The sequence below is a fragment of the Marinomonas foliarum genome, assembly GCF_003337275.1.
In the GTDB taxonomy this organism is placed as follows: domain Bacteria; phylum Pseudomonadota; class Gammaproteobacteria; order Pseudomonadales; family Marinomonadaceae; genus Marinomonas; species Marinomonas foliarum.
On record NZ_QPJQ01000028.1, the window covers coordinates 1 to 12,356 of the forward strand.

The window sequence follows — 12,356 nt, forward strand, 5'->3', positions numbered from 1 at the left end:
ATGTGGTAGTCGGGGCCAACTTTGGCTCGTTTGGTTTCGGTGTACAGGTAACGCTGCCTAAGAAGGGGCTTTAATGCAGGTTTATCGAGTTTGTCGAACAACGCTTGGCGACTAGCACCGTACTGTTTCATTTCACACTGATTGAGCCCGTTCATCAGTTCACGAATCGCAAGGTTCAACGCGTTGAGAGTATGGAAGGTTTGATGTCTCAACCGCATCATGATCCAGCGCTCAACAAGAAGCACCGCGTTCTCTGCTTTGGCTTTGTCTTTCGGTTTGTAAGGTCGAGCTGGCATCACAGCGGTTTGATAATGATTGGCCAACTTTTGATAGCTGTCGTTCAGCCTTGGCTCATAGCGATTGGCTCTCGTTACCGCACTGCGTAGATTATCAGGAACCAAGAGTTGCGGTACGCCACCGAAGTGTTCGAACGCATTAACATGGGCTTCTAGCCAGTCGCACTTACCCTGGCTTGGGAAGGCTTCAACATAGGTGTAATTGGACGCACCTAAGGTCGCCACGAACACTTCCGCTTCTCTTACTTCGCCTGTGTCAGGATTAACCACCTGGAGCCTAGGCCCACAGTAGTCAATAAACAACTTGTCACCTGCAGTATGAAGTTGACGCATGCTGCGCTTTTGAGTTTTAAACCAACGAGTGAAGTGTTCGCAGAACTGAGTGTAGGCATAAGCCTGCTCTTGATATTGCTCGTGATATTCCTGCCAGAGCAACATCTTCGTCATGCCCTTACGTCGAAGTTCGACCGCGTATTGAGTGAAGTCAGGCATGACTTTCTTACGACTGGTTTTCTTTGAATGGTAGAGAGCGTGCGTCAAATCGGTGTCGTAACAGTGCTCAGGCAGTGGCCATCCTAATTGACTTTGTTTAAAGCGAGTTAAGAGTTCCGATATCGTGGAAGAGCCGAGATTGAGGCAAGAAGCGATACTACGATTCGATAGGCCGCAGTCGTACTTCAGCCGTAAAACCTCTTTAATTTTATTCATTGGGGTTCTCTTTTTGGTCATGGTCGCTTCCTTACCTTCTAGTTTTAGAAGTAAAGAATAGCGAGCTATTGATTTAAAAGAGAAAAAAGAAGGATTTCGGTCATTCCGACCGCACATTTCGCTAATCCGATCACTGATTTCGGAGTGAGGCTAAAAGTGGCCGGATAATACCGAAATGACTGGTCGGAATGCTCCGAAATATGCATTTGATTGAACGCTGTAGAACTTTTAAAGAATTAGAGAGGCAGATTAGTGAATCTATTGATATTTATAATAGATATCGACCTCACTTAAGTCTTAATATGGAAACACCAGAAGAAGTGCATGAAAAAGCCAGCATGGAATCCATACTGGCTTAACAAAAATCGTCAACGTATTTTAGGACGAGACATACCTCCAAGCTCTACCAATCTATCTGATAACACGCTAAGAAGGTAACAGACGCTGGGTATCTTTAGACAACGTTCTCTTTCCAGAGCTCACGCCAATCGGACTCTTTTGGAACAACGCCCTGGAATGAAGCGATTTTCGCTTGTGGAATCGACGGATTGGTTCCAATTGCAGGTTCACCGTTAGCAACTTTCTGCGCAGCTTCAACCATGACGCGGCGAAACTCAACAATTGCTAGATCCGAAGCGCCAAGAATATCATCGGTGCGGTTCACGATTGGCCCCATAGATACCCACATTGCGATATCCTGATTTGGAATACCCGAAATACCCGTGAAATCACCCTCTTTCATCTTGAGCCGATCCTGACGGAACCGGTTTTCCATGTTACCGACTGTTGCCCAAGTAATTGGATCAACATCAACACCAGGAACAGCATGAGCAAACTCACGCCAAGCCTTAGTATCGGGAGTAGTTTCTGGGTTACCCCAAGCAATGAAGTGGAAATTCGAGTTTTTGTTGTCAATCGGCACGATAACAGCAGACACATTATATGATGTGTTTGGTGGAATCATTGCATAGTACGGCGCAACATACTGAGTTAGTCGAATGTAATCATGCGTACTTGCGTTGCTGATAGGACGGCGAATTGCGCAATACTGGAAACCGTAATCGGTTCTAGCTGCCTGCATACGAGGTGACTTATCCGTAGTCGGGCGATACCAGCTCTTGTCATCAGCAGCAGCACTATCGACTTTAGCTGGCACCATATCAGACGAGTGCAGAGATGAAGAGTGAGCAGAGTCAATTTGACCTTCAAGGATCTGAGCCCAGTTCGCAGGAATTCGAATTTTCAGAATTGAAACTTGAACTTCTTTATTAGGTGCGAATGCAGGCAGCTGGAATTCAGGCTCTTTGCCTTCTTCACCAAGCCAAGCCCAGAGGAAACCGCCCCATTCGACAGTTTTGTAAGACTTGTGTTTTACTTTAGAGCACATGCTCTTTTCAGTCTCAGGAGGCTCAGACGCCATAGCTACCGCGTTACCTTCCACGTCAAACTTCCAACCGTGGTAAAGACAACGAATACCACAGCCCTCGTTACGACCGAATACCAATGAAGCCAACCGATGTGGGCATAGTTCATCCAGAAGTCCAACGCGACCTTCTGTGTCACGGAAAGCAACCATACGAGAACCCAGTACTTCAACTAATACAGGTGTCCCATCGTTATCTTTGACTTCTTCTAGCAAACACACAGGCGTCCAATGCTGTCGCATCAAATCTCCCATTGGATCCCCAGGCATAACATGTGTTAGCAACTTATTCTCTTCAGGCGTTAGCATCTTCTGCTCTCCTAATTATAATTTTTATTCAAAAATGAGGCCAACTTTTCCCGTGATCAACTTTGAACAAGGCCTACCAATCTCAGGTGGACCAACGTAGAAGTTAACCCGAACTTATTTACTCAGCCTGCAAAGGCGGATCTATCAAATCCGTCCACATATCTTAGATATCTAATTTATTATTTACAAGAAAAAAATAGCTAGCTAATATTTTTCAGCCGAATTATTAGATGGCTACTTTTTATCTTGATAAAAAAAATTAGCATGCTAATATATTTGATTTCGAGCAACTATAGTATTCTTTCAAAATGCTTTATAGACAACTTTATATATAGATAACTTTATATGTTGTTGGTTTAAAAGTACTTGGTCTAGACAGAACCAGACTCTAACAACTACAAAACGGAGACAATAAGAACATGAAAATGATAGTTACTGCTCGGAGAGCTCTGACAAGCGACATCGAGGAGTTCACCCTCACATCGACAGATGGGCAAGACCTTCACAGAGCAGAACCTGGTGCTCACATAACTATAACTACACCGTCTGGAGCTCATAGGCGCTTCTCCCTCGTTCATCCGGGAGACAACCTCAGCTCTTATACAGTAGCCATAAAGCTAGAGCCTAAGTCTCGTGGTGGATCTGAGTCTATGCACAAAGATGCAACCATCGGAACTATTCTCGATGTCGAGAAACCTGAGAACGAGTTTCCTCTCGGATACAGCCACGCAGCGTTGCTGATTGCTGGAGGAATTGGTATCACTCCTATCTATTCAATGGCTCAAGCGCTAAAAGAGGAAGGAAGAAAATTCAGAGTCGTCTACTGTTCTCGAGAAGAGGAACAGACTGCTTATCTAGACGAACTAAAAGAGTTGTGCGGCAGCGATCTCACGCTGCATTTCTCTCAAGGCAACCCGGGCGGGCGGCTAGATTTCTGGGATCTATTAATGACCCCGACTGTCGAACATATATACTGCTGCGGGCCCGAGGCGATCATGGAAGAAGTATTAGCGGTTACAGGACACTGGCCGGATGGTCGTGTCCATCTGGAAAAATTTATGCCCGTTGAGGTCATTAGAGAGAACGACAGAGGTTTTACAGTCACGCTAACCAACTCTGGTAAGGAGTTCGAAGTCCCTGCAGATAAGACAATACTTGAGGCAATGCGTGACAACGATTTTGTTTTTACTAGCTCATGTGAAAATGGCACGTGCGGGACCTGTAAATGTCGCTATACCGAAGGTGAAGTTGATCATCGGGACCTCGTACTAATGAACGATGAAAAGGACTCTCAGATCATGGTCTGTGTTTCGCGCGCAAAAGGAGATCACCTTGTCCTCGACCTATAATCCTATCCGGCTCGGAGTCGTCGGGCTTGGCAGAGCATTTGCTCTATCAGCCCCCGCAATTAGTTCTCATTCGGGCATTGATCTAGTCGCAGCGGCCGAGCCCAATCGTGCTCATCGGGAGGCGTTTACCAAGGCTTTTCATGGTGATACGTACGCGGATATCCAGACGATGCTCGACGAAGCAGATATCGAGGCCGTCTACATCTCAACCCCTCATGGACTTCACAAAGAACATGCTTTGACCGCCATCGAGGCAGGAAAGCATGTACTGGTGGAAAAGCCAATGACCATTCCCCTAGCTGACGCTACTGAGATGATAAAGGCTGCTGAGCAGGCTGGAGTAACGCTAATTGTCGGCCCCAGTCACAGTTTCGACGGTCCGGTTGCTCTGGCTGAAAAGCTAATCAAAAGCGGTGAGATCGGACGAGTCCGAATGATTCATGCATTTTATGCAACCGATTTTCTTTACCGCCCAAGAACTTCTGCCGAACTTTCAACCGACCTCGGTGGCGGTGTAGTCTTCAGCCAGGCTGTACATCAAGTCGACCTAGTTAGACGACTAGCAGGAAAGCCCGCTCAACGAGTAACCGCTAGAACAGGCGGTGCTTGGGATTCAGAACGACCGACCGAAGGCGCCTACTCCATGCTGATCGACTTTGAAGATGAGCTGTTTGCAAGCCTCACCTACTCTGGATATGCACACTTTGATGGAGACCGTCTTATGGGTGACATCTCGGAACTGGGCACACCTAAATCTCCAGATACCGGTGAAACCGCTAGACAAAAGCTCACAACCGTAGCCAATGAAGCAGACTTCAAAACTTCACGTGGATTCGTATCGCTTGAGAGCTGTCCGAAAGCCGATACGCACGAACATTTCGGACAAGTTTTCGTCTTTGGTGATCTCGGTGATCTGCGCCTAACGCCAACAGGGGTAGAGGTCCACAATATCAAAGGATGCGCCTTTCACGAAGCCCCTTTCAGAACCAGTAGAGCAGAAGTCTTCGACACGCTCTTTGAGGCTGTGCGTAATCGAGTACTCCCTTTACAGGACGGATACTGGGGACGTGCATCACTGGAAATCTGTCATGCGCTTCTCGCAAGCGAAGCTTCCAAGGATACGACTTCCCTTTCGCACCAACACAATTAACAAGACGAAGATCAATAGCAATGAGCGACATCAACCTAAGTGAAACGCTAGAAAATCTAGTTGACGCCAATTTGATTCTATTCAACGAAGGCGTCTTAGATGCGTTTGGACACATAAGCGTTAGAAGCCCGACAAACACTGACCGATTTTACCTAGCCAGAAACATGGCGCCCGGATTGGTCACAACTGACGACATCATCGAATTCGATATGAACGGTGAAGTATCAGATGGCGACACGAGGAAGGTTTATTTAGAACGATTCATTCATAGTGAGATCTACAAATCTCGCCCCGATGTTATGTCTATCGTACATAGCCACTCCCCTTCCGTCGTACCGTTCAGCGTTGCTAAGGAAACACCACTAAGACCCATTTGCCACATGAGTGGATTTATTGGGACTCACGTGCCAATTTTTGAAATACGTGACCATGCCGGTGATAAAACATCTCTACTAATTACCGATAAATACCTAGGCGAGTCTCTATCAACTGAATTATCCAGCAACACTCTGGTACTCATGCGCGGTCACGGATCCACTGTCGTGGCGCCATCTATAAAGCTAGCGGTTTACCGGGCCGTCTACGTAGAAGTTAATGCAAAACTTCAATCCGAATCGATGAAGCTTGGCCCGATTGAGTATCTCACTCCTGGTGAAACCATCGCGTCACAAGCGGCCAACGAAGGTCAAGTAGAACGTCCATGGGCACTATGGAGAGCCCGAGCGAGACATGCGCAAAAAGAGTGGATTAGTTTTTACAAATAAAGTTCATTCAGAAAAAAGCGAAACTTAGATAACTGACGACTAGCCCGCTCGGTTATCTAATGCAGAACAAAGCCCGGCAGCGTCGGAGTCATACAGGAAGTCTACGGTAACCAAGGCTGACACAATTATTTACCGCTCCAGTCAGGTTGATTGTAGAACCTGCTCCCTGAAGGAACGCTGCTGCCCAGACACAATTTTTAGGAAGACAACTCAAAGTGTCCATGAAGCAGCACGTGATGTGGCAAGAGCGATAACCCCCACCGAAGAGTACGAGAATGTCAGCCGTAATCAGAGAAAGAAAGTCGAGGTGCTTTTCGCCCATATGGGGGTACTGGGGACATCCCCACAAACGGTCGCATAACTCCATAAATCCCACGGATACCAAGGCATCCAGAGGAGCCTTACTTTTAAATCCTTAGTTAATTGACTGGTTTATAGCCAGTTTCAGGTATGATCCGGCTTTTTGGTCCGCAAATGAAGCCCTCTCGCAAGCGCCTGACGATTCTACATCAGCCAGAAATCCAAGACCTGTTTGGTCCGCCAAAGCTCACCGTTGAGGAGAAGAGGCTCTACTTTGCACTCAATGACCCGGAAATCGAAGCCTTTCATTCGATCCGTGACCGGCAGCAGCGCTGCTATTTTGTCTTGCTTCTGGGGTACTTCAAAGTAAAACCCGTCATGCTTAGCCTGGGTTATTCTGATGTGCAGGATGATCTGGCATTTATCGCCAGCGAGTACTTTCCAGGGACAAAGCCAAAAAGAAAAAACCTAACAAAGTCTCAACGCTCTCGTCTCTATCAGCGCATCCTTGGTCTTCTTGATTACAGGCTCTATAACAATGATTGCCGTTCAAGTTTGATAGCGCACGCGGGCAAGACAGCTTTGGCGAGTATTGATGCTCGATATCTATTCGATAGTTGCAGTGATTATTTGGCACAGAATCGAATAGCCATCCCCAAGTATTATCTTCTCCAAGAACTCATCAGCTCAACAATAAATAATGAAAGGCAGAGGTTGAGTGAAGTGCTTAAAAATTCGATGTCGGTGTCTTTGGTATCAAGCCTGGATAGCCTGCTCAGTACCGAAGCATCAACCACTCTGAGTGAAATCCGCAAATCGGCCAAGAACTTCTCTACATCCGAGCTGGAAAAGGAGTTGAAGATACATCAACGCATTGAGCCGTTTATTTCCGATATTGATGAGGTTGTCCAGCGGTTGGGGCTATCATTGAGCAATCTGAAACACTTTGCGTCACTGGTCGAGTATTACACTGTAACCAAGCTCCGTCGCTTCGAACGGGTTGTCCGATACCTGTACCTCACCTGCTATCTCCACGTTCGACATCGACAGGTGGTTGAGCACATGGCAGATGCGTTTGTGTATCACTGCCGGAAGCTGAAAGAAAACGGTAAGGCCTATGCCAAAGATGCCGCCTACCGTGAGTGGCATGAGGCCGCTGGCAATGTCAGCAAAGCCTCTGATCTGTTGCGCTTCTTTATTGATGACTCCATCGATGAGTCAGTGCCTTTTGGCGAAATACGACAGAAAGCGGCAGGCCTGATCCGTCCGCAGGATATTGAATCGCTGTGTCTTTATCTCTCAGATCAGAAGCGGTCTTTGGGGCACTACACCTGGGAATACTATGATCAACAACGGGAGCTGATTGAAAAGACTCTGCGTCCAATCTTCCTGTCCCTACAATTTCAAGCGTCAGAGAGAACTCGCGCACTGGGCTTGCAGATCAAACAAAGTCAATTAGACCTTCAGGAGTACGGCACCGTCAAAGACGCCGATCGGCGCTTGATCAAACCCCGTCATCAACACTTTGTTCTCCAGGGTGGGGCCCTCAACCCTTATCGCTACGAAGTACTGCTTTATTTGCTTATTCCGGGAAAGTTAGATGGGCATCTGTACATTCCAAAATCGCTTAAACACCGGTGTTTAAGCGATGATCTGGTAAATGACAAGGCCTGGAAACAGAGAAAGAAGCTCATGCAGGAATCACTGCTGAGCCGTATCACTACTCCACCAAATAAGTTGATGCAAGCCTTGGAGAAGGAGCTGATGGATAAGCTTGCTCATGTCGGCGAGAGAATCCAGAACGGCGACAACCAAAACGTGGTGTTGCGTTCTCGAACCGGAAAAACTCAGTGGCGGCTTCCATCAACAGGCGTTAAACGTATGCTCAATAATCCTTTCTTCGAACAATTAAAACAGGTAAACGTGGCCGATCTCCTGCGGTTCGTAGATGAGGAAACCCAGTTCTTGGCCGACTTTGAACATGTCAGGCAAGTACAGTCAAAACAAGTGGTGAACCCTAATAACCTAATCGCTGCTATCATCGCCAACGGCACCAATTACGGCCTTTACCGTATGGCGCATATCTCAGATCGTTCCTATGAAGAGCTGCGTTCCACCCAAGCCAATTATCTGCGCATGGAAACCCTGAATCAGGCTAACGACACGATTAGTAACGCGATAGCCAAGTTGGAAATTTTTAAATACTACAATATTCAAGAAGGAGCCCTGCATGCCAGTGTCGATGGGCAGAAGTTTGAATCCAGGCTTCATACTTTCAAAACTCGATTCTCCTCAAAATACTTCGGCACTAACAAAGGGGTATCTGCTATGACTCTGGTGGCCAATCATGTGCCGATCAATGCCCGAGTTATCGGTGCCAACGAGCATGAATCCCATTATGTTTTCGACCTGCTGTTCAACAATACATCAGATATTAAGCCGGATATCTTGTCGACAGATACGCACGGTGTGAACCATGTAAACTTCGCGCTGCTGGATCTCTTTGGTTATACCTTTGCGCCACGCTATGCGCAGTTCAGCCGGGTAATTGAAGACCTGTTTAGCATCAATTATCACGATAATGAAAAGCCGATGTTGTCGCTAAAAAAACCAATCCGAGCAGGCTTGATCGTGCAGGAATGGGAAACTATCCAGCGTATCGTTATCTCACTCCAGCAGAAAACCACAACACAGGCATCTTTGACCCGAAAATTATCGACTTATAGCAAAAATCACCCGTTGTTACAGGCACTGACGGAGTATGATCGAATGATTAAAGCCATGTATATCTTGGAGTACATAGACGATGCGAGTCTACGCAGCTATGTTCAACGTGCCCTCAACCGAGGGGAAGCCTACCACCAGCTGCGTAGAGCAGTTGCCTCGGTTAACGGCAATCGGTTCCGTGGCTCATCCGACCAGGAAATCGATATTTGGAATGAATGCGCTAGGCTGCTCACCAATGCCATTATCTATTTTAACTCGCTGATTTTGAGTAAGCTGCTGGGACACTTTACCGCCACTGGCGATAAGGAAAAGCTTGAGCTGGTTAAACAAGTATCGCCAGTGGCCTGGTTGAATGTGAATCTCAATGGCACTTACAGCTTCAGCTTTGAGCAGAATATGATCAACATGGAAGAAGTTTTAAGCCCTCTGACGGACGGAAACCAAGAAGTTGAAAAGTAGGGCGCCTCTGTAGGGCTTGGTATCCGTGAGATTCAGGGAGTTATGCGACTGTTTGCGGGGATGTCCCCGGTACCCCATATGAAAATCCATCTCAACTTCAATCGACTTCGATTGTGGGGTCTGAAAAGCGCGAATGATGAGTTATTAATGGTGGCTACGATGCAAAACAGTAACCGTCCGGCCACTACACCCAGTATCTTCACTTAAGTGTCCACTTGTTTTTTAGTGGACACTTAGTCTTCTGATTTAGATAGCTTCGTTTTGGGTGGGTGTGCTTAGGTCAATGTTCCATGGTAAGAGTTCATCGACTTTATTGATTGAGTGTTGTCCTATGCGTTTTAATACTGCTGTGAGATATTGATTCGGATTAATATCATTTAATTTCGCTGTACCGAGAATGGTATACAGTACTGCAGCTCGTTCACCGCCGGCTTTAGAGCCTGCGAACAAGTAATTTTTTCTACCCAGTGCAATGGGACGGATAGACCGCTCCGCCGAGTTGTTATCAATAGCCGCACGACCATCTTGGGTATATGCCATAATCCCATCTTGTTGATTTATCGCATACGCCACGGCTTTAGACATCGCCGAGCCTTTTGATAAGGTGCGCAAACTTGTGGCTAAGTAATCATAAAACTCAGTCAGTATCGGCACAGATTGTTGTTGTCGTATTGCTAAGCGCTTATCCGGTGGTTGATTGCGGATCGTTTTTTCAATCGCATACAGCTGTTGGATATATTCGATAGCCTGCTGTGCAGTAGGCGCTGGGCCCGATTGGGTAATATCATAAAACTTTCGCCTGACATGCGCTAAACAAGCGACAAAAGTCACCTTGTTACGATACACATCATTATAACCAGCATACGCATCCGCTTGCAGTGCCCCAGTAAAGTGGCGTAAATGCATGGTGGGATGGATACTTTTTCTGTCTTCACTGTATTGTAACCAGACCGCAGGCGCCGCCGCTTCATTCCATGCTCGACCATCTCTAACATACGTCCAATATCGTCCTGTTTGTGTACGTCCTTTACCTGGTGATAGTGTCGGTGCTGTAGTGTCATCGGCATGTAAGTGAGAAGCCTGTGTGACATGACGCCCTATTGCTTCCGCTAGCGGAGCGAGTAAGCGACTCACTTGCCCCACCCAATCAGCTAACGTTGAGCGCTCAACAGCAATCCCTTCTCGTGCCATCTGTTGTGATTGGCGGTACAACGGCTGATGGTCCATGTACTTATCGACCATCACTTGTGTCAACAACCGAGCACTTGGCAGGCCTTTATTAATCACTCGCTGCGGTGCAGGCGCTTGAACCACGGCGTCACAGGCCTTACAGCTGTATTTAGGACGCACGGTTTTAATCACACGATACGATGCAGGCACCACATCCAAGATTTCTGAGACATCATCACCGATATGGCACAACGCACCTTGGCAGTCTGGGCAGAGCTCATGCGTATCTAAGCGGTACTCTTCTCGTGCTAAGTGTTCAGGTAATGTGATGCGACGACGAGATGTCTTCTTGACCGTGCCTGCAGCACTGCTACCAGGGGTCATCTGTGCTTGGGCGATTTCTAGCTCTTCAAGCTGTCATTCCAACTGATGGATATTTTGCTCAACCTGCTCTGATGATCGACCAAAACGCGCACGCTTTAATACCGCTAATTGATGGCGTAGGTTATCGATAACGGAGTCTTGAGCGGATAGTTTCTTATTATTTTCAGACAGCTCAGATTGCATCTGCAACACCATTTGTTGCAATGCATGAGTATCGGTTGGAAGTGCTTGACGGCCTGTTTTCATGAGCTTAATTATACCACTCAAGCCCAATAAAAAGACGGGATAAAGCAATAAATTCACGGTTTTTTACGTACTATTTCCCGGTCGATATCGCCTTGCCGGTGGGCGCCAATCAATACCCTCTAGTAGCATGGATAATTGGGCTTGTGATAAGTGAACAGCACCGGATGTTGCGCTCGGCCACACAAAACGTCCGTGCTCCAAACGTTTATAATACAGACATAATCCTTGACCATCCCACCATAGTAATTTAACCCGATCACCACGTTTGCCGCGAAACACAAAAACATGCCCATTAAAGGGATCTTTTTGTAATATATGCTGCGCAATCGCAGATAAACCATCAAAGCCTTTACGCATATCGGTGTGGCCGGCACATAACCAGATCCGTACATCATGGGATAAAGTGATCATACGATAACCGATAAGATCTGTTTGATCGTCTCAGCCGTGGGATGTGTGAGCTTGAGCACGTGCCCACTGGCTAGCTCAACGACCACCATACTTGAGTTTGGCGTCTGTTGTTTAGTATTGCGCATGACAGTATTGGAGCTGGACTGAGTCGTGATGGGTAAAAACTTGGTCTCTCCAGGGGTATCTTGTGTCGCCATCACAGGGTGGTTGCTTGCTACTTTTACCCATCTTGCGTTACCAAGTTTATATTCGCGACACCAGCGAAAAACTTGGTTGTTATTGATGTGGTGCTTTTGTGCAATTTGGGCAGTTGATAACTGATTGGCTAATGCCTCATTTACGACCTCTAATTTATATTGAGGCGAGAAGATCCGGCGACTAGTGTGATGAATAATATCTGACATCGGTCATATCCTGGCTGATAAAGTGGATAGGATGCCTTAAGGATAATTAAATAAAAGATGTAGTGGCCGTACGGTTACGCAAAACCTGAAAAGGATGGCCCAGCTATGTACCTAAAAGTCCATATTGGCAGGATTTACGGAGTGAGAATATAAAATCAGGAGCTAATCTGAACTGAATCGATAATCAAATCCGTCATTCAAGTGGCTTTGCGATGCTAGGCAAAGAGATTGCTCCCTGCCTGACGAGTTTTTCAAC

The 12,356-nt window shown here is 46.7% G+C and carries 9 protein-coding genes and 2 pseudogenes; 6 read left to right on the top strand and 5 right to left on the bottom strand.

Annotated elements, in window-relative coordinates:
- On the bottom strand, positions 1-1,025 hold a 1,025-nt coding region (istA, locus tag DFP77_RS13800), incomplete at its 3' end, for an IS21 family transposase (RefSeq protein ID WP_114412845.1).
- A 179-nt stretch (positions 1,026-1,204) separates the two neighbouring features.
- Here istA and DFP77_RS13805 point away from each other — a divergent pair.
- Positions 1,205-1,363, top strand: a complete 159-nt coding sequence (locus tag DFP77_RS13805; RefSeq protein WP_211537707.1) for an integrase core domain-containing protein — start codon at positions 1,205-1,207, stop codon at positions 1,361-1,363.
- A gap of 95 nt (positions 1,364-1,458) precedes the next feature.
- On the opposite strand, the gene DFP77_RS13810 is transcribed toward DFP77_RS13805, so the two are convergent.
- Positions 1,459-2,736, bottom strand: a complete 1,278-nt coding sequence (locus DFP77_RS13810) for a Rieske 2Fe-2S domain-containing protein (RefSeq protein WP_072842444.1) — start codon at positions 2,734-2,736, stop codon at positions 1,459-1,461.
- 419 nt (positions 2,737-3,155) lie between these two features.
- On the opposite strand from DFP77_RS13810, the gene DFP77_RS13815 reads away from it, so the two are divergent.
- From DFP77_RS13815 to DFP77_RS13835, 5 genes and pseudogenes are all read left to right on the top strand, one after another.
- Positions 3,156-4,085: a PDR/VanB family oxidoreductase gene (locus tag DFP77_RS13815; protein WP_072842443.1), complete on the top strand. Its 930-nt coding sequence runs from the start codon at positions 3,156-3,158 to the stop codon at positions 4,083-4,085.
- Entirely contained in the window at positions 4,069-5,235 is a 1,167-nt protein-coding gene (locus tag DFP77_RS13820; RefSeq protein WP_211537708.1) for a Gfo/Idh/MocA family protein, read from the top strand. Before DFP77_RS13815 ends, DFP77_RS13820 begins: the two co-directional genes overlap by 17 nt.
- A 20-nt stretch (positions 5,236-5,255) precedes the next feature.
- Positions 5,256-5,999: a class II aldolase/adducin family protein gene (locus tag DFP77_RS13825; RefSeq protein ID WP_072842442.1), complete on the top strand. Its 744-nt coding sequence runs from the start codon at positions 5,256-5,258 to the stop codon at positions 5,997-5,999.
- Positions 6,000-6,093: 94 nt separating this feature from the next.
- Positions 6,094-6,324: pseudogene (locus DFP77_RS13830) on the top strand (IS5/IS1182 family transposase); the annotation flags it as partial.
- Between the two features lie 149 nt (positions 6,325-6,473).
- Entirely contained in the window at positions 6,474-9,485 is a 3,012-nt protein-coding gene (locus tag DFP77_RS13835) for a Tn3 family transposase (RefSeq protein ID WP_114412833.1), read from the top strand.
- 246 nt (positions 9,486-9,731) lie between these two features.
- Here DFP77_RS13835 and tnpC read toward each other — a convergent pair.
- From tnpC to DFP77_RS13850, 3 genes and pseudogenes are all read right to left on the bottom strand, one after another.
- Positions 9,732-11,285, bottom strand: a pseudogene (gene tnpC / locus DFP77_RS13840) (IS66 family transposase).
- A 63-nt stretch (positions 11,286-11,348) separates the two neighbouring features.
- A complete protein-coding gene (gene tnpB, locus DFP77_RS13845) occupies positions 11,349-11,696 on the bottom strand; it encodes an IS66 family insertion sequence element accessory protein TnpB (RefSeq protein ID WP_072842440.1) in 348 nt (115 codons plus the stop codon).
- Positions 11,693-12,100 carry a transposase gene (locus tag DFP77_RS13850; RefSeq protein ID WP_072842439.1) on the bottom strand — a complete coding sequence of 136 codons (408 nt, stop codon included), beginning with the start codon at positions 12,098-12,100 and terminating at the stop codon, positions 11,693-11,695. The genes tnpB and DFP77_RS13850 overlap by 4 nt, the downstream gene beginning before the upstream one ends.
- Between the last annotated feature and the right edge of the window lie 256 nt (positions 12,101-12,356).

Coding starts and splice junctions, on each gene's coding strand:
- DFP77_RS13805 (WP_211537707.1), top strand. CDS start 1,205: ATGCATTTGATTGAACGCTGTAGAACTTTTAAAGAATTAGAGAGGCAG.
- DFP77_RS13810 (WP_072842444.1), bottom strand. CDS start 2,736: ATGCTAACGCCTGAAGAGAATAAGTTGCTAACACATGTTATGCCTGGG.
- DFP77_RS13815 (WP_072842443.1), top strand. CDS start 3,156: ATGAAAATGATAGTTACTGCTCGGAGAGCTCTGACAAGCGACATCGAG.
- DFP77_RS13825 (WP_072842442.1), top strand. CDS start 5,256: ATGAGCGACATCAACCTAAGTGAAACGCTAGAAAATCTAGTTGACGCC.
- DFP77_RS13835 (WP_114412833.1), top strand. CDS start 6,474: ATGAAGCCCTCTCGCAAGCGCCTGACGATTCTACATCAGCCAGAAATC.
- tnpB (WP_072842440.1), bottom strand. CDS start 11,696: ATGATCACTTTATCCCATGATGTACGGATCTGGTTATGTGCCGGCCAC.
- DFP77_RS13850 (WP_072842439.1), bottom strand. CDS start 12,100: ATGTCAGATATTATTCATCACACTAGTCGCCGGATCTTCTCGCCTCAA.